The organism is Variovorax sp. SRS16 (assembly GCF_901827165.1).
Lineage (GTDB): Bacteria > Pseudomonadota > Gammaproteobacteria > Burkholderiales > Burkholderiaceae_C > Variovorax.
Genome location: NZ_LR594666.1, coordinates 614,332 through 637,101 on the forward strand (window position 1 = coordinate 614,332; position 22,770 = coordinate 637,101).

18 protein-coding genes are annotated in these 22,770 nt (G+C 65.0%); 12 read left to right on the plus strand and 6 right to left on the minus strand.

The annotated features are described in order from the left end of the window. Positions 1–280: 280 nt before the first annotated feature. The 3 genes from E5P2_RS03055 to E5P2_RS03065 all read left to right on the plus strand — a co-directional run bounded on the left by E5P2_RS03055 (position 281) and on the right by E5P2_RS03065 (position 6,983). Positions 281–2,026, plus strand: a complete 1,746-nt coding sequence (locus E5P2_RS03055; protein ID WP_162565685.1) for a hypothetical protein — start codon at positions 281–283, stop codon at positions 2,024–2,026. Next, positions 2,023–3,789: a hypothetical protein gene (locus E5P2_RS03060; RefSeq protein WP_162565686.1), complete on the plus strand. Its 1,767-nt coding sequence runs from the start codon at positions 2,023–2,025 to the stop codon at positions 3,787–3,789. The genes E5P2_RS03055 and E5P2_RS03060 overlap by 4 nt, the downstream gene beginning before the upstream one ends. A gap of 164 nt (positions 3,790–3,953) precedes the next feature. After that, positions 3,954–6,983 (plus strand): RelA/SpoT domain-containing protein, encoded by a 3,030-nt coding sequence (locus E5P2_RS03065; RefSeq protein ID WP_162565687.1) that lies wholly within the window; start codon positions 3,954–3,956, stop codon positions 6,981–6,983. A 223-nt stretch (positions 6,984–7,206) separates the two neighbouring features. On the opposite strand, the gene E5P2_RS03070 is transcribed toward E5P2_RS03065, so the two are convergent. Then, positions 7,207–7,656: a DUF3037 domain-containing protein gene (locus E5P2_RS03070; protein WP_162565688.1), complete on the minus strand. Its 450-nt coding sequence runs from the start codon at positions 7,654–7,656 to the stop codon at positions 7,207–7,209. A gap of 87 nt (positions 7,657–7,743) precedes the next feature. On the opposite strand from E5P2_RS03070, the gene E5P2_RS03075 reads away from it, so the two are divergent. From E5P2_RS03075 to E5P2_RS03095, 5 genes are all read left to right on the plus strand, one after another. Continuing rightward, positions 7,744–8,067 (plus strand): helix-turn-helix domain-containing protein, encoded by a 324-nt coding sequence (locus tag E5P2_RS03075; RefSeq protein ID WP_162565689.1) that lies wholly within the window; start codon positions 7,744–7,746, stop codon positions 8,065–8,067. Positions 8,068–8,217: 150 nt separating this feature from the next. Continuing rightward, on the plus strand, positions 8,218–9,249 hold the full coding sequence (gene xylF / locus E5P2_RS03080; protein WP_162565690.1) for a D-xylose ABC transporter substrate-binding protein: 1,032 nt from the start codon (positions 8,218–8,220) through the stop codon (positions 9,247–9,249). 7 nt (positions 9,250–9,256) lie between these two features. Beyond that, the gene (locus E5P2_RS03085) at positions 9,257–10,447 is read left to right on the plus strand and encodes a sugar ABC transporter permease (protein ID WP_162565691.1); all 1,191 of its coding nucleotides are present in this window, start codon (positions 9,257–9,259) and stop codon (positions 10,445–10,447) included. Next, the gene (locus tag E5P2_RS03090; protein WP_162565692.1) at positions 10,444–11,232 is read left to right on the plus strand and encodes an ATP-binding cassette domain-containing protein; all 789 of its coding nucleotides are present in this window, start codon (positions 10,444–10,446) and stop codon (positions 11,230–11,232) included. The genes E5P2_RS03085 and E5P2_RS03090 overlap by 4 nt, the downstream gene beginning before the upstream one ends. 12 nt (positions 11,233–11,244) lie before the next feature. Next, positions 11,245–12,399 carry an ROK family transcriptional regulator gene (locus E5P2_RS03095; RefSeq protein ID WP_162565693.1) on the plus strand — a complete coding sequence of 385 codons (1,155 nt, stop codon included), beginning with the start codon at positions 11,245–11,247 and terminating at the stop codon, positions 12,397–12,399. Positions 12,400–12,402: 3 nt separating this feature from the next. Here the strand turns inward: E5P2_RS03095 and E5P2_RS03100 are convergent, their stop codons facing one another. Beyond that, positions 12,403–13,377, minus strand: a complete 975-nt coding sequence (locus E5P2_RS03100; protein WP_162565694.1) for a tripartite tricarboxylate transporter substrate-binding protein — start codon at positions 13,375–13,377, stop codon at positions 12,403–12,405. 195 nt (positions 13,378–13,572) lie between these two features. Between E5P2_RS03100 and E5P2_RS03105 the strand changes: the two genes are divergently transcribed. Then, positions 13,573–15,033, plus strand: coding sequence for an NAD-dependent succinate-semialdehyde dehydrogenase (locus E5P2_RS03105; RefSeq protein WP_162565695.1), 1,461 nt, complete (start codon positions 13,573–13,575; stop codon positions 15,031–15,033). 1 nt (position 15,034) lies between these two features. On the opposite strand, the gene E5P2_RS03110 is transcribed toward E5P2_RS03105, so the two are convergent. Then, the gene (locus tag E5P2_RS03110) at positions 15,035–15,586 is read right to left on the minus strand and encodes a GNAT family N-acetyltransferase (protein ID WP_162565696.1); all 552 of its coding nucleotides are present in this window, start codon (positions 15,584–15,586) and stop codon (positions 15,035–15,037) included. Between the two features lie 242 nt (positions 15,587–15,828). On the opposite strand from E5P2_RS03110, the gene E5P2_RS03115 reads away from it, so the two are divergent. Then, positions 15,829–17,001: an MFS transporter gene (locus E5P2_RS03115; protein ID WP_197908560.1), complete on the plus strand. Its 1,173-nt coding sequence runs from the start codon at positions 15,829–15,831 to the stop codon at positions 16,999–17,001. Between the two features lie 85 nt (positions 17,002–17,086). Beyond that, positions 17,087–17,881, plus strand: coding sequence for a DUF899 domain-containing protein (locus tag E5P2_RS03120; RefSeq protein WP_162565698.1), 795 nt, complete (start codon positions 17,087–17,089; stop codon positions 17,879–17,881). A gap of 10 nt (positions 17,882–17,891) precedes the next feature. On the opposite strand, the gene E5P2_RS03125 is transcribed toward E5P2_RS03120, so the two are convergent. Then, complete coding sequence (locus tag E5P2_RS03125; protein ID WP_162565699.1) at positions 17,892–18,782, minus strand: class I SAM-dependent methyltransferase; 891 nt, start codon at positions 18,780–18,782, stop codon at positions 17,892–17,894. 75 nt (positions 18,783–18,857) lie between these two features. On the opposite strand from E5P2_RS03125, the gene E5P2_RS03130 reads away from it, so the two are divergent. Next, on the plus strand, positions 18,858–20,297 hold the full coding sequence (locus E5P2_RS03130; RefSeq protein WP_162565700.1) for an MFS transporter: 1,440 nt from the start codon (positions 18,858–18,860) through the stop codon (positions 20,295–20,297). Positions 20,298–20,610: 313 nt separating this feature from the next. Here E5P2_RS03130 and E5P2_RS03135 read toward each other — a convergent pair whose 3' ends face one another. Then, the gene (locus E5P2_RS03135) at positions 20,611–21,858 is read right to left on the minus strand and encodes a phenylacetate--CoA ligase family protein (protein WP_162565701.1); all 1,248 of its coding nucleotides are present in this window, start codon (positions 21,856–21,858) and stop codon (positions 20,611–20,613) included. Further along, positions 21,855–22,667, minus strand: a complete 813-nt coding sequence (locus E5P2_RS03140) for an ABC transporter ATP-binding protein (protein WP_162565702.1) — start codon at positions 22,665–22,667, stop codon at positions 21,855–21,857. Before E5P2_RS03140 ends, E5P2_RS03135 begins: the two co-directional genes overlap by 4 nt. Positions 22,668–22,770 lie beyond the last annotated feature (103 nt).

Below are 22,770 nucleotides of genomic sequence, written 5' to 3' on the forward strand. Positions count from 1 at the left end.
TCAATACTTGAGCAGACGAATTCGCCAGCAAGGGTCAAAATTCGTCTAACTTCGGGTATCCGACTTCGATTGCACGCGTGACGTATTTATGAACTTGAGATACGAGGTTGAAGAGTACGTGCGGACGCGCTACACCATCATTTGGGTGGGTTGAGCGTGCTCAACTTCAAGTTCGGACTGACGCTTTCGGAGGTCTTTGTGGCCTTAGTGCACGGCTACGCCATGGGTGTAGCGCTGCACTAACCAATTCAATCGGCGACGCAACAGGGAGATCGCACAAATGCCGCAGGAGCAGTCGTTAAAGGAAGTCCTTCAGGCCGCGAGCGGCGATCTGCTGCAGGCCATCCACGCGACGGCCCGAGGTGCACGGGATCGATTCGACGATCTCGCCCGGGATCTCGCGGCTCTTCACAATGAGGGCACTGTCGATGCTGTGGCCGCTTTTGCAGGTCTGAAGAATTCCGCCCAGCAGAACCACGAGTTCTTTTTAACCCGTCATGTGTTCGAGAAAGCATTGCCGCAGTTGCAAGCTCCGGTCGAACGGGTTATGGGCTGCGTGCTCGCATTGTGCCGTGAAGCCGGGCGAGATCTGGCGGCCGGCACTATTTTGAACGCCTTCACAGCGTTCTGCGTACAGGATCCGCCTCGCGCAGATGAAGCGATGCGCCTGATTCTGGCCGATCCTGCAGGCCTAGCCGAGATGATCGCCGCCGTAGCGGTCGCCCAATCGACGGTTGCCGAGATTTATGATCCGGCCCCCGTACTTGATCTCGCTTGCCATTCGGTGGTCGAGGTGCGCCAGCACGCGGTTTTTGCTATCGGGCGCATCCGTGTACCAGCGACGAGTACGCTGCCGCAAGTGATGCTTGCGGCCTTGGAGGAGGCGCAGACCCGCGAGACCAACGACCACGTTCTGGCCGCCATGATCGACGCATCGCTTGCTTGCCTAATCCGCGACCCAGCACTGCAGACGCGGGCGGTCATGCTGATCGACGCGGCGCTCGGCAAGGGCCAAGGCGCCAGCCTGCATGCCGCAGCCGGTCTGTTGTGGCTCCGCGGAAAAGAAATCCCGTCATCGCTACGCCGCGCTCTGCTGCCGCATCTTCTGCGCGTCGAGCCACAGCACACGGGTACGCTGGACCAGTTGGACCATGGGCTCGCGATGATGCTGACGCCAGAGAATCCAACGGACGGCCTGCAGTTCCTCGAGACACTGCTCGTCACACACGACGGGCGCTTACTTGTTGAAAGTCTGCGCAGCACGATCAGCGAGATCCAGCAAAGCCCCGCGCTGCTAGCAACGGTAATCACGCGCTGGTTTCTGAGCGGGCGAAAGGTGCTGTGCGAGGCTATCCCTCAAATCGTCCAGGCCCATCGCCGCGTCGACCTGCCGATCGATATCGACGAGCGCGAAATTCCGCGCATGGATTTCGTACACCTCGTCTTCATCGCTCGCAAGGCGATCGGCTACCTGTTCATGGCGCACGTGGCAGCCGCGAGCATCGTGGTGACCCTCATGCATCACGCACCAGACGAAGAAACCCTCGACGCGCTGGCCGCCCTGCTGATTGATCCTTTGCTCTTGAACTATCCGGGCAGCACGCGCGAGTACCTGGAGCGCCGGTCCGCACGCACGAGTGAACCGGTCAGACACGCGATTGACAAGGCGCTGGCCGCCATCGCCGGGCATCTTGGCGAACTCGCTCAAATACCAGTACTCAACGCGCTGCAACCAGGGCCCTCGCAGCGCGAAACCCATCGCCGCCAGATGGCCGAATCGATGGCGACTGCGATGAAGGCCGCAGAGCGCGACTCGGTCTTTCTGAACCTCTTCTCGCGCAGCACCCTACTTTACGGGCACAAGTCGATCAGCTATATCCACACCGGCGAGTCCGAGCCGCGCCGCATCGAACTGCCGTTGACGAGCCATAGCGTGTCGATGGAGTTTCCGCGCATGGAGATCCTGGACCCCTACGGTCTGGACTTTACACTGCGCGTCTTTCGCGTCGAGCGTCTCGACCCATGAAGCTCATCATCAGACAATACCTCTCGGCACTCAGAGAGCGCGGCGAACTCGATGCTGTGCTGCCCGATCTGCTGAGCCAGCTGGGACTCAATGTCTATTCGCGCCCGGCGCGGGGCACGCGCCAGGATGGAGTGGACGTCGGTGCCGTCGGCAGCTTGGATGGCGGCGCCGACAAGGTCTATCTGTTTTCGATCAAGCCAGGAGATCTCACGCGACGCGGCTGGAACGGCGAGTCGGAGCAGTCGCTGCGACCTTCGCTGGACGACATCTTGGATGCGTACATCCCGAACCGACTGCCCGCCGAACACCGGGACAAAGATATCGTAATCTGCGTGACGCTTGGCGGGGATGTGCAGGAACAGGTGCGCCCCGCGCTCGCAGGCTACATGACGCAACGCACGACAGCCCAAATCAGCTTCGAGGAGTGGAACGGCGACAAACTCGCCGCTTTAATTCAGTCGAGTTTTTTGCGTGAGGACCTGTTGCCGACGCAGGCGCGTTCTCTGCTGCGCAAGTCGCTGGCTATGCTCGACGAGCCAGAGGTCGCCTTTCGTCATTTCGCGGCACTCATCTGCAAGCTGTCGTCTGTCGAAGCGCTCGATGACGCGCAGCGCGTGACCGCGACGCGGCAGATGAGCATTTGCCTGTGGATCTTGTTGTCGTGGGCACGCGATACCGAGAACATGGAGGCCGCTTATCAGGCTAGCGAGCTGACGTTGCTGCACGGCTGGAACATCTTGCGACGGCACGTGAGTTCGGGCACGAAGACGGCACGTGAGCTCGAGGCTGCATTTTTTTCGATCTTCCAGGCATATCGCCTGATCTCCGCCGAGTTCCTGGGCAAGAACGTTTTGCCTTATGCGGACAAGACACACGCAGTGTCGAGCGCGGTGCAGGGAGCGAACAGCGTGGATGTCAATCTGAAGCTGTTCGACCTCCTTGGTCGCTTGAGCATGAGCGGAATCTGGGCGCGATGGTTTGCATCGCGCCTAAAGGAGAAGATACAGGAGCGCGATGTCTCTGGCGTTGATGCGGAGACGTCTGTCATGGCGCAAGCGCACAGCGTTTTTTTGCAACACATGGAGGCTGCAAAGATGCTGATCCTGAACAACCCGGCGCTGCGGCTGCCGGCTACTGATGATCAGGCAATCGATATCCTTCTGGCGACCCTTTTGCTGGCGATGGATAGCAGCAACAGGGACTTCGTGCGCAACTGGCTGGCCGATGTTCTGGAGCGGGCGCGATTCTCCTATCAGACCTATGGCCGCTATCCCCGCGCGCTCGCGACATATGCCGAGCTCATCGAACACCCGAAGTCGGGTGATGAGGAAGATCGCAAAAAGGTAACGTCGGCCAGTATCCTTTACCCGTCGATCGCGCTGATTTCTGCATTGTTGGATGACGAGCAGACGTATCGCAAAGTCGCCTCGATGAAGCAGGACATCATGGCGCACTGCACCTTTCAGTTCTGGTATCCCGATGCGGGCTCAGAAGCGCACTTCTATGTCGACTCGGATCACCACGGCGCGACACTCGCCGAACTGAACCTAGATGGTTCGAAGGAAGCTTTCCTAGATCAAGTCTTCGCAGAATGCGCACAGATGCCTTACTTCGGCGAGCTGTCGGCCGTCAAGTTCGGCTGGTGGCCTCTCGTGCTGCTTGCCTGTCGCCAGCACAGGGTTCCCGTGCCCTTGCAGCTCTTCGAAGGGTTGCGTCACGTGGGCGACGGCACTCCCACACCGCCGCGGCGCGATGCGATATAGCTTCTGCAGCAATAGAGGACTTGAGGGATCTTGACCAGCGTGGCGGATTTCTGGGCGCGACTGTGAGCTGCGGCTCATCGCGCGACAGAACGGTTCCTTAACATGGCCAAGCGACTGCGCATTGGCCGATGTGTCGGTTTTGAAAAGTAACAATTGGCCAGAAGATGAACTTCGAAGACTATGAGCGCAGCGGGCTAGCAGCCTATGCATCTCTTGCAGAAACAGTTGCCGCCATCCTAGCCGCTGCAATCGAACGCGAAGGAGGCTACCGGCTGCAGCAGGTGACGAAGCGGGCGAAGAGTCCAGCCTCGCTGAACAAGAAGCTTCAGGACCGGCAACTCGAGGGGACCACAGCCGTTGAGACGAGCATCAAGGATCTGGCGGGCTGCCGTCTCGTCTTCTATACCAACAGCGACGTCTCCCGATTCATCAACTCCGGCATCATCGACCGGAACTTCGAGATTCTAGAGGCCAAGCTTCATCATCCGCGAAGAGACGCAGAGGCCAACAATCTCTACATCTCCAACCACTACCTTGTGGCTCTTCGTCCCGAGCGGGTGGCGCTACCGGAGTACGCTTCATTCGCGAGCATGCGTTGCGAGGTTCAAGTCCAGACCATCCTTAATCATGCGTGGGCGGAGATGGCACACGACACCATCTACAAAACTCCGGAGTTTGGAAGTTTCGGTGCCCAACAATTTGACAGCATCAAGAAGCGGTTACACAAGGTCGCGCGTAAGTACCTTCTTCCCGCTGGCTACGAATTTCAACAGATTGCGAATGACTTTAAGCGACTGTTGGAAGGTAAGGCGCTCTTTGATGGCGATCCGCTGGAGGTAATCGTTCAGGCGTCCGACAACAACGCACGAGCAGATGCGCTTGAGACCTTCTCGGAAAGCGTCCTCCCGCTCTACGACGACTTGCAGAGCGTATACCCGCATGTGGTCGAACGGTTGATTGCTGCAGCTGAGATCTCTCGAGTGACCCAGCCAGTTGCGATAGACACGCCATACGGTGAGATTCCCGCTAAGACTTATGCAGATATCGTTTCGAAAATCGCTAAGGTTCTGACACGCTATCGGTACGTTGACATTGAGGTCACATTCGAAGCGCTCCGGACACTGTATGGCTGGGCAGCAGACGAGGCAGAGAGAAAACCCCTCATTGAAGTCGCCACATCGCTCGCAAAGCACGACCTCGCGGTCTGGCGCAAGCACGGTCCGGCGGCGCAAGCGGTGCTGGTGGACAGCGTTGCCCAGCTTGGCGACGATGAGCGGCGCGGTTCGGCGAAACTTCTAACGTCGGTGCCGCGCGAAATACTTGGCGCAGAAGTGACAGGTAGCTCGAACACATCCGAGACGGTGACCTTTCATCGTGGGGCGGTGGTCGCCTCCGACGCCCTTGGCGACATTCGGACGAAGGCGATTGGTCTCTTGAAGCACCAGTTTGCACTGAGCGAGGAGGAAGACGAACGCCGAGAGGTGCTCTTGGCGCTTCAGGCCGCAACTCGCCCCGCGATAGGAGCTGGGTACAGCAACGCGCTCGCTCGGCTTGTGATGGACGACACGTGCTCCATTATTTGCTTTGAGGCGGAGGTCGCCCCCAGGCTTAGCCTGAGTCTCAGGCAAGCTACAGAGACGCGAGTGCATCGCAACTATCGGATGTACGCAGATTTGCCCGAAGGAATGCGCGAAGATGAGAGTCTTGTCGCAGGGCAAGCCAAGGTGAAGGCCGCAGCGTTCGCCTTCCGTGATGTCGTCAATTCCAATCCAGACTTTGTCGCGTTCAAGACGCTAGTCGGGTTCGACTGCGTGTTTCCGCCTGCATGGGAAGATGAAACGTTCCGGCGTGCTGAAGCCGACGCATATCGAGCCCGGGAGGTGACGGCACTTCTGGCCCTCGTTAACGTGCGCAGCGCCGACGAGTGGTTCGACAGACTGAGTCGCTACGCGCGAATCGAATCGAATGACCTTGCGACCTTTCCAGTATTTGGCAAATTCCTCACCAAACTGGCAGAAGAGCAGCCGGCGATAGTCTTGGGTTACGTCGACAAACTAAATGGCGGACCACTCGAAGCTTTCTTGCCTGCCATGTTGTCCGGATTCTTTGCCAGCGGCGAACGAGAGAAAGTCCTTGCTATGGTCGAGGAATGGCTGAAAGAAGGTCGGTACGTCGAAGAGATTACGTGGTTCCTGCGGTCTGCGGATCCGTTCGATGAAAGCCTGCTGCAACGCGCGGCGCAAAGTGCGCTGCGGCATGGCAACGCTCGAGCAGTGCGCAACGCATTGCTCGCCTGTGCGGACCAGTACGATGAATATCCAGGCATGCTCATCGAGTCAGTGTTTCTCCCGGCGCTCCGCTACCTATCTGAAGCACATGACTTTAGTTGGATTCGTATGCCTTGGGTGTCGTGGCTAAGCAAGCCCATTATTGAGGCTCTCGAGGAAAGCCAGGCGGAAGTAGTGTTGGAAGCGCTGCTTCAGTATCCGGATCTTGAATACGACTCCGAATACATTGCGGCGTCGATTGCCAAGAGGTGGCCGGGACGCGTTATCGACTTTCTAGGGCATCGGCAAGCTTTCAAGCTGACGGGCCGAGCGCCAGCCGACTACGACGCGCTCCCCTTCAGCGTGTATGAACTTCAAGCCCCGCTTGCTCTGGTGCCGGATCTCATGCTTGCGGCTGCACGCCGTTGGTTCAATGCGGATTCGTTGCACTTCCGCTTTGACGGTGGAAAGCTGCTGGCATCTGTGTTTCCAGACCTAGCTAGTGGCCTTAGCGATCGGCTGGCTCAACTAATTGCAGATGGAACCAAAGATGACCTTGCCTTCGCGCTCGCCATACTGTCAGGTTTTGAGGGCAGGGAGATCATCTATGACCACGTTCGAAACATCGTGGCTGCGTTAGACGTCGACAGCCCGTTGCTCAAGGAGGCGAGGTACGTTCTGCAAGAGTCAGGCGTGGTTGCCGGCGAATTTGGATTTGCGGAGCTTCATGCTCGCCGCAAGGTTTGGCTTGAGCCGTGGCTAAGGGACGAGCGCGAGACGGTGAAGGCATTTGCTGCATCAAAGATTCTTGAATTGGAGCAGCAGATTGCCGCTGAGGTCAGAGCAGCCGAAGGGTCGATTGCCTTGCGGCGGCTGAACTATGGCGAGGAGCTGGATGAAGCTGAAGAGCGGACACCAAATGCATAAAATAGGCTAGGCATAGCACGCCGTTTGCGCTTTCCTCATGCGCTATCGATCCGTGGCGGATCAAATGCTGTTCGGAGGCCAAGGAGTCAGCCGGATCTCGTCAATGACTATTTGCTTGCAGCCACCAAGCGATTGTCAAGCTGCTCTAGCTTTGGAATCGCATTGCACTATTCGAGCCAGAGCTGTTGGTATAGCTTAGTTCGTGATTCACCCGAGAGGCCCATCACGCGTATTCCTTATCATGACGAATGACGCAACGCTCATAGAGCGACTGCAGCGTTGCAAGCAGCGAATCGCCAGCACAATTGCCTGCTGGCGACCAGTGGAGTGCGCGGTCCTCCACAGGCAGCACACAACGAATCCATGCAGCGATCGATGGGCCTTCGCGCGTGTGCAACTCAAGACAGCGCGCAACGTCGATGCCGTCGAAACACTCTTGCAGCCGCTTCATGCGGGCAAGAAAAACTTCTGTGTCCAGGGACGGGAAAGCGCCTTGAATGCGATTGCAGGTCGTCTTGAACTTCGCCGCGATGCGAGGCGCATCGCATGACGCGACGACCACGCCTGCGTTGAGGAATTCGCTGGTACCACGATCGTGCATGTAGCGCAGCACCGTGTAGACATAGGGGCTGCCTGTCATCGTGGCCTGCTCAAAAATATCAACTGAACTCACGGAGGGCATTCATGAACGGCGCCTTGAAGGTCGTTGATCTACGTTATTCGTAGAGCAACTATACCCCCATTCTTCGAATATCGAAGAATGATTTCAAGCGCCCGGGGAGACACAACACCGTTGTTCGGCAGGCGCCTTCGCGAAGCGCGCGAGTTGGCCGGCATTCCGCAAGACAAGCTCGGCGTGCTCATCGGTCTTGATGAATCGAGCAGTAGCGCCCGAATCAGCCGCTATGAGACAGGCGTGCATGAGCCCCCCGTGCGAACGGCCAAGCTGATCGCCGCGGCTCTCAAAGTGCCCCTTGCCTTCCTCTATTGCGATGACGACGTCCTGGCCGCCATTCTGCTGAAGGCCCATCGAATGTCCAAGGAGGCGCGGCGCGCACTGTTGGCTTCGCTTCAATCGAGCTAGCGCAGGCGCCGCGCGCCTCTGGTGCTCGAAGAACTCCGCGCAGCTCGATGTAGCGAATTCGCCCGCAGGGATTCCCCCGATACCCGCCCCCCGCGCCGCCTGCCATAGTTAGTTCGGCACTCGAACTAACTCCCTTGGAGGCTCGCACCCATGAAGCTCAATCGCATCCTGTCTTCCGCGGCGACCCTGGCCTTGAGCCTGACCGCCATCGGCGCCGCCGCCCAGACCGTCGTCGGCGTGAGCTGGTCCAACTTCCAGGAAGAGCGCTGGAAGACGGACGAGGCCGCGATCAAGGCGCAGCTCGAGAAGCTCGGCGCCAAGTACATCAGCGCCGATGCCGGCGGCTCGCCCGAGAAGCAGCTGGGCGACATTGACGGGCTGATCTCGAAGGGCGCCAAGGCGCTGATCGTGCTGGCGATGGACAAGGACGCGATCCTGCCGGCCGTCAACAAGGCGCTGAAGGAGAAGATTCCGGTGGTCGCCTACGACCGCCTGATCGAGACGCCTGGCGTGTTCTACATCACCTTCGACAACGTCGAGGTCGGGCGCATGGAGGCGCGCGCGGTCTACAAGGTCCAGCCCAAGGGCAACTACGTGATGATCAAGGGCTCGCCCAGCGATCCGAATGCCGACTTCCTGCGCGCCGGCCAGCAGGAGGTGATTGCCGATGCGGTGAAGAAGGGCGACATCAAGATCGTCGGCGACGAATACACCGAAGGCTGGAAGCCCGAGGTGGCGCAGAAGAACATGGAGCAGATCCTCACCAAGGTCGGCAACAAGGTCGATGCGGTGGTGGCGGCCAACGACGGCACGGCCGGCGGGGTGGTGGCGGCGCTCTCGGCCAAGGGCATCCGCGGGATTCCGTTGTCGGGGCAGGACGCCGACTTCGCGGCACTCAATCGCGTCGCGCTCGGCACGCAGACGGTCACGATCTGGAAGGACTCGCGCGAACTCGGCAAGGACGCCGCATCGGCAGCCGTCGCGCTGGCCCAAGGCAAGCCGGCCGAGAAGGCGGTCAACTGGAACCAGGGCCAGAAGAAGATCTCGATCTCGTCGCGCTTCCTGACGCCGGTGGCGATCACGCGCGACAACCTCGACGTGGTGGTCAAGGCCGGCTGGATCAAGAAGGACGAACTCTGCAAGGGCGTGTCCGGCGACAAGGCGCCTGCGGCCTGCAAGTAGGTTCGCAATGAGCGACTCCCCCGGGCTCTGGCGCAGGAGCGGTGTCGATCTGCGCCTGTTGTTGATGAGCGTGCTGCTGGTCGTGATGGCGATCGTCTTCCACGTGATGTCGGGCGGCCTCTTCCTCACGCCCGAGAACCTCTACAACCTCGCGCAGCAGACCGCCGTGGTCGGCGTCGTGGCGACGGTGATGGTGCTGATCATCGTCGCGCGCCACATCGATCTGTCGGTCGGTTCGGTGATGGGTTTCGTGGGCGTGCTGATCGCCTACCTGCAGTACACGGCCGGCTGGTCCTGGCCGGCGTCCTGCCTCGCGGGGCTGGCGGTGGCGCTGCTGGTGTCGCTCTATCAAGGCGGGCTGACCGCGCTGCTGGGCGTGCCTTCGTTCGTCGTCACGCTGGGCGGGCTGATGTCCTTTCGCGGCGCGGCCTTTCTGGTGGCCGACGGCAAGACCCAGCCGGTCAACGACGAGTTCTTCCAGACGCTCGGCGGCGGCTACGACGGCGGCATCGGCGTCACCGCGACCTGGGTGCTCGCCGCGCTGGTCGGCCTCGCGCTGTTCGCGCGCATGCTGCAGAAGCGCAGCGCGCGCCAGCGGCACGAGATGGCGGTCGAGCCGCTGTGGCTCGATGTGCTGCTGACGGCGGTGCCGGTGGCGGTGGTGCTCGCCTTCGCCGCGACCATGAACCACTACCAGATCCCGTCCAAGACCGCGCCGCAGGGCATTCCGATCCCGGTGCTGATCTGGGCGGTGGTGGCGGTGGTGCTGTCCTTCCTCGTGCACCGCACGCGCTTCGGGCGCTATGTGTTTGCGATGGGCGGCAACCCGGATGCGGCGGCGCTGGTCGGCATTCCGGTCAAGCGCGTCACGCTGATGCTGTTCGCGCTGCTCGCGGTGCTGGTGACCATCGCGGCGATCGTCTCCATCGCGCGGCTCAACGCGGGCACCAACTCGCTGGGCACCGGCATGGAGCTCTATGTGATCGCCGCCGCGGTGATCGGCGGCACGGCGCTCGCGGGCGGCAGCGGCTCGATCTTCGGCTCGGTGCTGGGCGCGCTGATCATGCAGTCGCTCGACAGCGGCATGCTGCTGCTCGACGTGCCGATCGGCAAGCGCATGGTGATCATCGGGCAGGTGCTGATCGTGGCCGTCGTGTTCGACGTGCTCTATCGCAAGTACGTGGGCGAGAGTTCATGAGCACCGCCACCAACACTACCGCGCCGCTGGTCGAATTGCGCGAGATCCGCAAGGCCTTCGGCGGCGTGAAGGCGGTCGATGGCGTGAGCGTCAATCTCTATCCCGGCGAGGTGGTCGCGCTGCTGGGCCACAACGGCGCCGGCAAGTCGACGCTGATGAAGATGCTGGCCGGCGCCTACCCGGTCGATTCGGGCGACACGCTGATCGCGGGCGAGAAGGTCCACATCCGCAAGCCCTCGGACGCGCAGGCGCAGGGCATCGAGACCATCTACCAGACGCTGGCGCTGGCCGACAACCTCGATTCGGTGTCCAACCTCTTCCTCGGCCGCGAGAAGCTCACGCCCTGGCGCACGCTGGACGACCACTTCATGGAGAAGCAGGCGCGCCGTGTGTTCCAGCGCCTGAACAAGAACTTCACCAACATCCGCGTGCCGGTGCGGCGCCTGTCGGGCGGCCAGCGGCAGGTGGTGGCGATCTCGCGCGCGCTGTACTTCAATGCGCGCATCCTGATCATGGACGAGCCCTGCGCCGCGCTCGGGCCGGAGGAAACGGCGATGGTCGGCGGGCTGGTGAAGCAGCTCAAGGCCGATGGCGTCGGCATCTTCCTGATCACGCACGACATGCCCGACGTGTTCGGCCTCAGCGACCGCCTCGCGGTGATGAAGAACGGCCGGCTGGTCGGCACCTACCGCACCGCGGACGTGACCGAGGACGAGGTGCTCGGCATGATCATTGCCGGCAAGCGGCCCGAGGGCAAGGCGCAGGCCGAACACGCGACGGCCTGAGCTGGGGCCGCGATGAAGACCATCGGCGACCAGCAGCTGGTCAAGCGCATCAACCGCAGCGTGCTGCTGCGCCTGCTGCGCGCACGGCCGGGCTTGTCGCGCGCGCAACTCGCCAACGAAAGCGGGCTCACCAAATCGACCGTGAGCGGGCTGGTGCGCGAGCTGCTCGACGATGGCTGGCTCGACGAGGCCGGCGCGCGCGCGGTCGATGGGCTCGGCCGGCCGTCGATCCCGCTGCAGATCAACGTCAAGCTGCGCGCGCTGATCGGCGTCGAGATCGCCATCGAGGTGGTGCGCGTGGTCTGCGTCTCGCTGCAGGGCGAGGTGCTGCATGCCGATGCGCAGCCGCTGCGCGACCATGCGCCGGCCGCGGTCTGCGCGCAGGTCGCGCGCCAGGTGGTCGCGGCGCACCGGCATCTGCTGGCCTCGGGCCTGCAGCTCTCGGGCATCGGCGTCGGCGTGCCGGGCGCGGTGGACGATGCGACCGGCATCGTGCGCTTCGCGCCCAACCTCGGCTGGCGCGACGTGAACCTGCTGCCCGGACTCACCGCCGCGCTGGCCGCCGAAGGCCTGGCGGGCGCGGCCGTGCAATTGCAGAACGATGCGGATGCCGCGGTGCTCGGCGAATTCGAATTCTCGGACGGGGAGGGCGAGGACCCGCTGATCTTCGTCAGCTGCGATGTCGGCGTCGGTGCGGGCATCGTGCTCAACGACCGCCTGTTCATCGGCGCCCGCGGCATGGCCGGCGAGATCGGCCACACCGTGCTGCAGATCGACGGGCCGCGCTGCTCGTGCGGCCGCCACGGCTGCGCGGAAGTCTTCCTCGGCTCGCGCGTGCTGGACCGCGAGGCGCCCGACCTGCGCCGCGCTGCCGGCTTCCTCGGCGTGCTGCTGCAGAACCTGTGGGTCACCTTCGAGCCGCGCGCGATCGTGGTCGGCGGCAAGTCGTGCGCGGCGCATGCGGGCTTCCTGCCCGAGGCAATCGCGACCGTGCAGCGCTATGCCGAATCCGCCGGCATGCCGCCGCCCATCGTGCGTGGGGCGCGCTACGGCGCGTGGGCGCCGGCGGTGGGGGCCGCGGCACTCGCGTTGCACGAGTACCTGCGTCCGCTGCATCCGAATTCGGAAGCGCGCCGCGAGCGCGCGGCAGCGGACGCGGCGGCGTAGTCCTCAGTCGGCGTAGACCCCGGCCGCCTTGATGATCGGACCCCACTTCGCGACTTCGGCGGAGAGGAATTTCTTGTGTTCGGCCGGATCGAGGCGCTTGTCGGTCATCACGACCGCGCCCAGGTCTTCCTCGCTCTTGATGAACTTCGGATCCTTCAGCGCGGCCCTGAGCGCGTCGTTGATCTTCTTGGTCACGGCCGGCGGCGTGCCCTTGGGCGCGTAGAGGCCGTGCCAGATCGTGACCTCGAAGCCCTTCAGGCCGGATTCGTCCAGCGTCGGCAGATCCTTCAGCGCCGGCGTGCTCAGGCGATGCAAGGTCGTCACGGCATAGCCCTTGACGGTCTTGCCCGAGATCTGCGAGGTGGTGTTGGTGGTCTGATCGCACAGCAGGTCGATCTGGCCGCCCATCAAATCGGCGATCGCGGGTGCCGTGCCTTTGTAAGGCACCGGCGTCATCTCGACCTTCATCGCGCTCTGGAACAAGAGGCCGCACAGGTGCGAGGCCGCGCCGAGTCCGGCATTGCCGAGGTTGATCTTGCCCTTGTTGGCATTGATCCAGGCCTGGAGTTCCTTGAAGTTGCCGGCCGGCAGCGTGGGCCGGCCGATCAGCGTCATCGGCACGTCGTTGATCATGCCGAGGTCTTCGAAGTCGGTCTCGACGTTGAAGGGCAGCTTGCGGTAGAGCGCGGGCATGGTCGCCATGCCGATGTGATTGACCAGCAGCGTGTAGCCGTCCGGTGCGGCGCGCGCGACCCTGGCCGTGCCGATGGAGCTTCCGGCGCCCACGGTGTTCTCGATGACGATCGTCGTGTTCAGCGTTTTCTGGAGTGCCTGGGCCAAGTCCCGTGCGACGTGGTCGGTCGGACCGCCGGCTGCGAAAGGCACGACAAGCGTCACGGGTCGGCCGGCCGGATAGTCCTGTGCCTGAGCGCCGAATGCCGAGACCGCGAGCGTTGCAAGAATTAACAATTTTCTCATTGACTCTCCACTGGTTACACAAAAGAGCCGCGATCTTATCGGCTTGCGTTGCCCCGGCTTCTAGCGAATTGCCCTTAAGAAGAATGGCAGGCGCCTATCGCGGGTATCGTGCTGCCCGGCGACGTTCGCAGCGCGCAGCCGCACCTGCTGCCCGGCGACCGCCATCGAACCCACAGAGACCATGGAGTGCGCGAAATGCTGAAACTGAAAGACCCGACCCTGCTGCGCCAGCAGGTCTTCATCGCCGGCGAATGGGCGGACGCGGACAACCGCGAGACCGTTCCCGTCATCAACCCGGCCAACGGCCAGCAGATCGGCACCGTGCCGATGTGCGGCACCGACGAGACGGTGCGCGCCATCGCCGCGGCCGAGACGGCGCAGAAGGCCTGGGCCAGGGTGCCGGCCAAGGAGCGCTCGGCCATCCTGCGCAAGCTCAACGACCTGATGCTGGCCAATGTCGACGACCTCGCACTGATCATGACGACCGAACAGGGCAAGCCGCTGGCCGAGGCCAAGGGCGAGATCGCCTACGCGGCCTCCTTCATCGAATGGTTCGCCGAGGAGGCGCGCCGCGTCTACGGCGACACCATCCCGGCGCCGCAGGCCGACCGCCGCATCCTCGCGCTCAAGCAGCCGGTGGGCGTGACCGCGGCCATCACGCCGTGGAACTTCCCGACCGCGATGCTCACGCGCAAGGCCGGCCCGGCATTGGCCGCCGGCTGCGCGATGGTCGTCAAGCCGGCGACGCAGACGCCGTTCTCGGCGCTGGCCTTCGCCGAGCTCGCCGACCGTGCCGGCGTGCCCAAGGGGCTGCTGTCGGTGCTCACCGGCTCGGCCTCGAAGATCGGCGGCGAGATGACGCGCAGCCCGATCGTGCGCAAGCTCACCTTCACCGGCTCGACCGAGGTCGGCCGCATGCTGATGAAGCAATCGGCCGACACCATCAAGAAGCTGTCGCTCGAACTCGGCGGCAATGCGCCCTTCATCGTGTTCGACGACGCCGATATCGACGCCGCGGTCGAGGGCGCGATGGTCTCCAAGTACCGCAACACCGGCCAGACCTGCGTCTGCGCCAACCGCCTCTACGTGCAGCGCGGCGTGCTGGAAGCCTTCACGCAGAAGCTGGTCGCCAAGGTCAACGCGCTCAAGGTCGGCGACGGCACCGAGGCCGGCGTGACGCAGGGGCCGCTGATCGACGACAAGGCCGTGGCCAAGATCGAGGAGCACGTGGCCGATGCGCTCGCCAAGGGCGGCAAGGTGCTGGCCGGCGGCAAGCGGCATGCGCTGGGCGGGCGCTTCTACGAGCCGACCGTGATCGGCGGCGCCAAGCCCGACATGCTGTTCGCGCACGAAGAGACTTTCGGCCCGTTGGCGCCCATCTTCGCCTTCGACACCGAGGCCGAGGCGATCGCGGCGGCCAACGACACCGAGTTCGGCCTGGCCTCGTACTTCTACAGCCGCGACATCGGCCGCATCATGCGCGTGGCCGAGGCGCTCGAATCGGGCATCGTCGGCGTCAACACCGGGCTCATCTCGACGGCCGAGGCGCCCTTCGGCGGCGTCAAGCAGTCGGGCCTGGGACGCGAAGGCTCGAAGTACGGGCTCGATGATTTCCTCGAGATCAAGTACGTGTGCCTCGCGGGGCTCGACAAGTAGCTCAGAGCCAAAGGGTCAGGCGCGTCAGGTTCGGGTTGCCCGGATCGCGCCGCAGGCGAAAGCCGAGCTTGCGCGCCAGGCCCAGCATCGCGCGGTTGTCGTAGAGCGTGATGTCCGAGAGCACGCGCACGCCGGCGCCGGCCGCGGCCGCGATCAGGCTGCGCATGAGTTTCTCGGCCAGGCCGCGGCGCTGCCATGCATCGGCGATCACGATGCCGAATTCGGCGCTCCCCACTTCCGCATCGCTGGTTTCGCTTTTCACGAAGCGGGCCACGCCGATCTCCTGCTCGACGCCGCCCTGCACGACAGTCGCGACCAGCGCGAGTTCGGCGTCGTAGTCGATGTCGGTCATGCGACGCAGTTCGTCCGGCTGCGGCTTGCGCGGCGAGAGCAGGCGCGCATAGCCGGTCTCGAAGGAGAGACCACCGACGAAGCGCGCATGCGAGGCCAGGTCGTCGGCGCGGATCGGCCGGATGCGCACCGGCGTGCCGTCGGCGAAGGCGAAGTCCTCGATCAGGTGCGCGGGGTAGTCGCGCTTCTTGTCGCTCGTCATGAGCCTGTGCCTCCATCAAAGCGAGCGGATGCGGTCGGCGGCCTTGCAGAATACGCCGGTCGCCGCAGCGGCGCGATGGGGGTCAGCGCGAATCGGCAAGGCTCTGCGAGGTGCCGCGGCAGGACAATGGCGGCTTCCGCATGAAGCTGTCCACCACGCCATCGACCCGCGTCGATCCCGCTGCCGCCGCACCGCCCGAACACACCGCATCGCTGCACTGGCGGCGCAACCTGGTGGTGTGCATGTTCGGCTCCTTCACCACCATCGTGGCGATGACGCTGCTGCTGCCTTTCCTGCCGCTCTACGTCGAGCAGCTGGGCGTGAAGGATTCGGCGGCGATCGTGCAATGGTCCGGCGTCGCCTATGGCGCCACCTTCTTCTCGGCCGCGCTGGTCGCGCCGCTGTGGGGGCGGCTGGCCGATCTCTACGGGCGCAAGCTGATGCTGATCCGCGCCAGTCTCGGCATGGCGCTGGCCATGGCGCTGATCGGCATGGCGCACGACGTCTGGCAGCTGGTCGGGCTGCGCTTGCTGGCCGGGCTGCTCGGCGGCTATGCGTCCGGCTCGATGGTGCTGATCGCGACGCAGACGCCCAAGGAGCGCTCCGGCTGGGCGCTGGGCACGCTGTCCTCCGCGATCATGGCGGGCAACCTCGTCGGGCCGCTGGTCGGCGGCTTGCTGCCGCCGCTGATCGGCATCCGCTGGACCTTCTTCGCCGCCGGCGCGGTCATCTTCGCTGCCTTCCTGGCGACCGCCTTCCTGGTGCGCGAGGAGCGCCGCCCGGCCGTGCCGAAGGGCAGCCCCAAGCCGCGCGGCGGCTGGGCCGCCATCGGCGACCGGCGGCCCGTGATCGCGATGTACCTCACCGGCATGCTGCTGATGCTGGCCAACATGTCGATCGAGCCGATCATCACCGTCTACGTCGCGCAGCTGGTCGCCGACCCGGTCCACGTCACGATGGTCGCGGGGCTGGTGATGGCGGCGGCGGCCCTCGGCAGCATCCTGTCGGCGGCGCGCCTGGGGCGGCTGGCCGATCGCGTCGGTCACTGGAACGTGATCACCGGCTGCCTCGCGGTGTCGGCGCTGCTGCTGATTCCGCAGGCCTTCGTCGATGCCGGCTGGCAGCTGGTGGCGCTGCGCTTCCTGATGGGGCTCGCGCTCGGCGGCCTCCTGCCCTGCATCGCGAGCGTGATCCGGCACAACGTGCCCGTGGCTGTGGCCGGCCAGATGCTCGGCTACTCGATCTCGGCGCAGTACGCGGGGCAGGTCGCGGGGCCGCTGCTCGGCGGCTTCGTCGGCGGGCACTACGGCATGCGCGCCGTGTTCCTCGGCACCTGCGTGCTGCTGGCCGCCGGTGCCGCATGGAACTGGCGCGCGCGCAGGCCGCGCGACCCGGCCGTGCACGAGGAGGGGTAGCGCCCCGGAATCCCGCCAAACTTGTTACTCCCGACGTCCGGCTCCCGGTGCCAAACTCGCTTCACCCACCCAGGAGATTCCAACCATGACGACGTCCACCGAGAGCGCACGACAAGGCGCACAACCCGCCATGCACACACCACCGGTCGTGTCGGCGCAGGCATGGGAAGCAGCCCGCGAGCAACTGCTCGTGAAGGAGAAGGTCCACACCCGCGCGCGTGACGCACTGGCCGCCGAGCGCCGGCGCATGCCGTGGATGGCCGTGGACAAGGCCTATGCATTCGACGGGCCACAGGGCAAGCGCAGCCTGCTCGATCTGTTCGATGGCCGGCGCCAGTTGATCGTCTACCGCGCCTTCTTCGAGCCGGGCGTGTTCGGCTGGCCCGACCATGCCTGCCGCGGCTGTTCGATGGTGGCCGACCAGGTCGCTGATGTCGCGCACTTGAATGCGCGCGACACCACCCTCGTCTTCGTCTCGCGCGCACCGCAGGCCGACATCGCGCGGCTGAAGGCGCGCATGGGCTGGAAGATGCCGTGGTTCACCGTCACCGACAGCTTCGATGCCGACTTCGGCGTGGACGAATGGCACGGCACCAACGTGTTCTTTCGCGACGGCGATCGCGTGTTCCGCACCTACTTCATCAAGAGCCGCGGCGACGAGCAGATGGGCGGCACCTGGAACTACCTCGACATCACGCCGCTGGGCCGGCAGGAGCTCTGGGAAGATTCACCCGAAGGCTATCCGCAGACGCCGACCTACAAGTGGTGGAACTGGCACGACAGCTACGCGGAAGGCGCCGCGCCCGACAAGAAATGGGTCGAGGTGTCGGACGCCGGAGAGAAGGCCTTCCGCGACGAGAGCACGAGCGCGAAGCCCTGAGCCCCCGCGTTCAGGGCTTGACGAACTTCAGCACGAACTCGTCCTTGGGCTGCGGCGGCTCCGGTGTGTTGCGGTCGCGCGGGTCCGAGGGGTTGCGCATGAACGTGCCCTCGGCCGCGAGCTTGAAGCCGGCCTGCTCGACCTCGGCGCGCAGGAACGATTCCTCGATGCGATGCAGCGTGCCCGATTCCGAGATGCCCGTGCCCGGACGCCCCGCATGGTCGGCGATGACGTACATGCCGCCGGGCTTGAGCGCGGCGAACACGGCGCGATTGACCGCCGCGCGGTCCACGCCCATGTGGCCGAAGTCGTGGTAGTTGAACATCAGCGTGACGAGGTCGAGCCCGTTCGATGCGAGCTCCGGCGGCACCGGATCCTCGAAGGGCCGCACGTCGGCCACGATGTGGCCCGCGTTCGGGTTCTTCGCGCGTTCGGCCAGCGCCACCGGTGAGGGCCGCGGTGCGCCGGCGGGCGCGGCAGCGGCGCCCATCGGCATCGGCATCGGCATCGGCATCATCGGCGCGGCGGCGCCTTCGGGCTGTGCCGGGCGGCTCATTGGCGGACGCGGCGGGCTCTGTCCGTAAACGCGGCCGGTCGGGCCGACGGCGCGCGCGATCAGCTCGGTCGTGTAGCCGCCGGCCGCGCTCAGGTCGAGCGCCACCATGCCCGGGCGCACGCCGATGAAGGCCAGCATCTCCTGCGGCTTGCGGCGCACGTCGTTGCGGCGGTCGGCCTCGCTGCGGTCGGGGCTGGCGACGATCTCGGCGATGCGGGCCTGCGACAGCACCGGCTGCGCGGGTGCGCGCGGCCCGGGGGCCGTGCAGGCGGCCAGCGCGCAGGCGGCGCCGATCAGGGCGGCTGCGCGGGCGGCGCGTCGAAGAGGGGAAAGGGAGATGGGCATCGGCTCGGCCTGACAGGCTTCCATATGATGTGGACGTGCGCGGCGCCCGCGGCGCCGGCGCTCCGCTCCCAGTCTATGCCCACACCATCTTCCCTGCATCCGGCGGCCGAATCCTTTCCTTCGCACGGCCGCTGGATCGCGTTCCTGGTCGCCGCCGCGTTCTTCATGGAGAACCTCGACGCCACGGTCATCACCACCGCGGTGCCTGCGATGGCGCAGAGCTTCGGCGTCGCGCCGGTGGCGCTGTCCACCGGCATCAGCGCGTACCTGCTGGCGCTGGCGGTCTTCATTCCGGTCAGCGGCTGGGTGGCCGACCGCCTCGGCCCGCGCCAGGTGTTCGCCACCGCCATCCTCATCTTCACGCTGGCCTCGGTGGCCTGCGGCCTGTCGCAGAGCCTGCCGATGTTCGTCGCGGCGCGCATCGCGCAGGGCGTCGGCGGTGCGTTGATGGTGCCGGTCGGGCGGTTGATCGTGCTGCGCAGCACGCCGAAGAGCGAACTGGTCAAGGCCATCGCCACCATCACCTGGCCCGGTCTCGCGGCGCCGGTGCTCGGGCCGCCGCTGGGCGGCTGGATCGCGAGCACCTGGAGCTGGCACTGGATCTTCTTCCTCAACGTGCCGCTCGGCGCCGCTGCGATCTTCTTCGCGCTGCGCTGGATCGACGGCGCGCCGGGCGGCCGGCGGCCCTTCGACTGGCCCGGTTTCGTCGCCAGCGGTGTCGGACTCGCCGCGCTGATGTACGGCCTCGACCTGATGAGCCACTCGCCCATCGACTGGGCCATGGCCGGCGCGCTCGCGGTGATCGGCAGCTGCGCGCTCGGCTATGCGCTGTGGCACATGCGGCGCGCCGCGCATCCGCTGGTCAACCTCTCGGTCTTCGGCGTGCGCACCTTCCGCACCTCGGTGGCGGGCGGCTCGCTGTTCCGCATCGCGATCGGCAGCGCGCCTTTCCTGCTGCCGCTGATGTTCCAGTTGGCCTTCGGCTTCAGCATGGTGGCCTCGGGCTTCCTGATGCTGGCGCTGTTCGCCGGCAACCTCGGCATCAAGCCGGCCACCAGCTTCGTGCTGCGGCGCTTCGGTTTTCGCGGCACGCTGCTTGGCAACGGCGTGCTGGTGGCACTCGGCTTCGCCGCCTGCGCGGCGTTGTCGCCCGACACGCCGCTCTGGGTGATGATCGTGGTGATGGTGGCGAGCGGCGTCTGCCGCTCGATGCAATTCACCGGCTTCAACACGCTGGTGTTCTGCGATATCACGCCGACGCAGACCAGCGGCGCGACCACGCTGTTCAGCATGTGCCAGCAGTTGAGCGCCGGCATCGGCATCGCCTTCGGCGCCATCGCGCTGCGCCTGGCCGAACAGTTCACGGGCCACGCCGGCACGCCCGGCGTCGCGGATTTCCGCATCGCCTTCGGCCTGGTGACGGTGCTGGCACTCGTGGCGCTGTTCGACGCGTTCGCGCTGCCGCACGATGCCGGTGCGCGCGTGAGCGGGCATCGCAGCAGCGCGCCGGCCTGACCTGGCTGGGCGGGGGAATGCCTGCGTTCGCCACGAAGTCGGTGCTCTTGAAAATCGGACGCGCGAACATCCAATCCAGCGCGTGCACTCACGTAGAACAGCGGTGCCCGTATCGGTTGTCGATGCCACAGGTACAGCGGCACCAGCATCCGGCCCACCTGGCCATTGCCGTCCAGAAACGGGCGCAAGGATTCGAATTTGCACGGCGCGGGAAGAAGGGTGGCAGACGGTTGCGGATCGGGGGTGAGCCGCAAAGAGAAATGCGACGCACAGCCGAGCCACAAGCCATTGGGTCGGCAGGAGCCTTCGCCGCTTACCGATAGCTGCGCGCGTCCTCGATCACCTTGCCGTCGTTCGGCAGCGCACCCACTGCGACGAACTCGATGCTGGCGCGCAGCTTGGTGATTTCGCGCGCGGCCTCGGCCACGCGTTCGCGCAGGCCCTGCAGGTCGCCGGTGCATTCGAGCTGCAGCGTCATGCGGTCGTCGCCGGTCTCGCCGCTGACCACGAGGCGCGCGCGCCGCACCTCGGCGAAGCGGCGCGCGATGTCGGCGACCTGGCCCGGGTGCACGAACATGCCGCGCACCTTGGTGGTCTGGTCGGCACGGCCGAGCCAGCCCCTGATGCGGCGGTTGGTGCGGCCGGTCGGGCAGCGGCCCGGCAGCACGGCCGAGAGGTCGCCGGTGCCGAAGCGGATCAGCGGGTAGTCGGGGTTCAGCGTGGTGACCACGATCTCGCCGACCTCGCCGTCGGGCACCGGATCGCCCGTGCCGGGGCGCACGATCTCGACGATCACGCCCTCGTCGAGCACCAGCCCTTCGCGCGCGCTGGTTTCGTAGGCCACGAGGCCGAGGTCGGCCGTCGCGTAGCACTGCGTGCCGGCCACGCCGCGCTCGGCGATCCAGTCGTGCAGCGAGGGCGGGAAGGCTTCGCCGGAGACCAGCGCCTTGGTCAGCGTCGGCAGCGCGATGTTCTTCTCGGCGGCTTTCTCGAGCAGCATCTTCAGGAAGCTCGGCGTGCCGGCGTAGCCCGCGGGCCGCAGGTCGGCGATCGCTTCGATCTGCTGTTCGGTCTGTCCGGTGCCGCCCGCGAACACGGTGCAGCCGAGGGCGCGTGCACCGCTCTCCATGATCGCGCCGGCCGGTGTCATGTGGTAGCTGAAGCTGTTGTGCACGAGATCGCCGCCGCGAAAGCCGGCCGCATGCAGCGCGCGTGCCGTGCGCCAGTAGTCGCGTGCCTCGCCTTCGGGTTCGTAGATCGTGCCGGGGCTTGCAAAGATGCGCAGCATGCGCGGCCCGCGCGCGATCGCGGAGAAGCCGCCGAAGGGATCGTCGGCGCGATGCGCCTGCTGCAGGGCGAGCAGTTCGGACTTGCGCGTGACCGGCAGCTTCGCGAGCGCCTCGCGGCTGTCGACATCGGCCGCGGCAACGCCGTCGAGAATCTTCGCAAAGGCCGGCGCTGCCGTCTGCGCTTGCGCGATCTGTTTCGGCAGCGCCGCGAGCAGGTCGCGCTCGCGCTCTTCGGGATCGCGCACCTCGAGCTTGTCGTAGTAGTCGGTCATGCGAGCCAGCGCTTTCTGCGCTTGTAGCTTTTGACATCGCGAAAGCTCTTGCGGTCGGCGCCGCCGACGCCGAGGTAGAACTCCTTCACGTCCTCGTTCTCGCGCAGGCTCTTCGCCTCGCCGTCCATCACGATGCGGCCGTTCTCGAGGATGTAGCCGTAGTCGGCATAGCGCAGTGCCATGTTGGTGTTCTGCTCGGCGAGCAGGAAGGTCACGCCTTCCTTCTCGTTGAGATCCTTCACGATGCCGAACACCTCCTCCACGATCTGCGGCGCGAGGCCCATCGAGGGTTCGTCGAGCAGCACCATGTTCGGATTGGCCATCAGCGCGCGGCCGATGGCGCACATCTGCTGCTCGCCGCCCGAGGTGTAGGCGGCCTGCGACGCGCGCCGCGTCTTCAGGCGCGGGAAATAGGCGTAGACCTTGTCGAGCGTCTGCGCGACCGCGGCCTTGCCGTCGCTGCGCGTGTAGGCGCCGGTCATCAGGTTCTCCTCGATCGTGAGATGGGCGAAGCAATGGCGTCCTTCCATCACCTGGATCAGGCCGCGGCGCACCAGCTCCGAGGGCGTGAGCGCCTCGATGCGTTCGCCGCGCAGCTCGATGCTGCCCTTGGTCACGGCGCCGCGCTCGCCTGCGAGCAGGTTGGAGATCGCGCGCAGCGTGGTCGTCTTGCCCGCGCCATTGCCGCCGAGCAGCGCCACGATGCCGCGCTCGGGCACCGTGAGGGACACGCCTTTCAGCACGAGGATCACGTGGTTGTAGATCACCTCGATGCCGTTGACTTCGAGCAAGACTTTGGATGCGTTCATGGTGTTAGCCGGGGACACCGCGGAACCGGCTTTGCCGGGCCGCAGGTGTTGCCCCCGGTAGGGGGTTGGCGAAGCGACACGAAGTGCGCGAAGACTGGGGGCG

What these genes read in the sequence shown, in the direction of transcription:
- E5P2_RS03055 (WP_162565685.1), top strand. Translation starts at nt 281, where the DNA reads ATGCCGCAGGAGCAGTCGTTAAAGGAAGTCCTTCAGGCCGCGAGCGGC.
- E5P2_RS03060 (WP_162565686.1), top strand. Translation starts at nt 2,023, where the DNA reads ATGAAGCTCATCATCAGACAATACCTCTCGGCACTCAGAGAGCGCGGC.
- E5P2_RS03065 (WP_162565687.1), top strand. Translation starts at nt 3,954, where the DNA reads ATGAACTTCGAAGACTATGAGCGCAGCGGGCTAGCAGCCTATGCATCT.
- E5P2_RS03075 (WP_162565689.1), top strand. Translation starts at nt 7,744, where the DNA reads ATGATTTCAAGCGCCCGGGGAGACACAACACCGTTGTTCGGCAGGCGC.
- xylF (WP_162565690.1), top strand. Translation starts at nt 8,218, where the DNA reads ATGAAGCTCAATCGCATCCTGTCTTCCGCGGCGACCCTGGCCTTGAGC.
- E5P2_RS03085 (WP_162565691.1), top strand. Translation starts at nt 9,257, where the DNA reads ATGAGCGACTCCCCCGGGCTCTGGCGCAGGAGCGGTGTCGATCTGCGC.
- E5P2_RS03090 (WP_162565692.1), top strand. Translation starts at nt 10,444, where the DNA reads ATGAGCACCGCCACCAACACTACCGCGCCGCTGGTCGAATTGCGCGAG.
- E5P2_RS03095 (WP_162565693.1), top strand. Translation starts at nt 11,245, where the DNA reads ATGAAGACCATCGGCGACCAGCAGCTGGTCAAGCGCATCAACCGCAGC.
- E5P2_RS03100 (WP_162565694.1), bottom strand. Translation starts at nt 13,377, where the DNA reads ATGAGAAAATTGTTAATTCTTGCAACGCTCGCGGTCTCGGCATTCGGC.
- E5P2_RS03105 (WP_162565695.1), top strand. Translation starts at nt 13,573, where the DNA reads ATGCTGAAACTGAAAGACCCGACCCTGCTGCGCCAGCAGGTCTTCATC.
- E5P2_RS03110 (WP_162565696.1), bottom strand. Translation starts at nt 15,586, where the DNA reads ATGACGAGCGACAAGAAGCGCGACTACCCCGCGCACCTGATCGAGGAC.
- E5P2_RS03115 (WP_197908560.1), top strand. Translation starts at nt 15,829, where the DNA reads ATGTTCGGCTCCTTCACCACCATCGTGGCGATGACGCTGCTGCTGCCT.
- E5P2_RS03120 (WP_162565698.1), top strand. Translation starts at nt 17,087, where the DNA reads ATGACGACGTCCACCGAGAGCGCACGACAAGGCGCACAACCCGCCATG.
- E5P2_RS03125 (WP_162565699.1), bottom strand. Translation starts at nt 18,782, where the DNA reads ATGCCCATCTCCCTTTCCCCTCTTCGACGCGCCGCCCGCGCAGCCGCC.
- E5P2_RS03130 (WP_162565700.1), top strand. Translation starts at nt 18,858, where the DNA reads ATGCCCACACCATCTTCCCTGCATCCGGCGGCCGAATCCTTTCCTTCG.
- E5P2_RS03135 (WP_162565701.1), bottom strand. Translation starts at nt 21,858, where the DNA reads ATGACCGACTACTACGACAAGCTCGAGGTGCGCGATCCCGAAGAGCGC.
- E5P2_RS03140 (WP_162565702.1), bottom strand. Translation starts at nt 22,667, where the DNA reads ATGAACGCATCCAAAGTCTTGCTCGAAGTCAACGGCATCGAGGTGATC.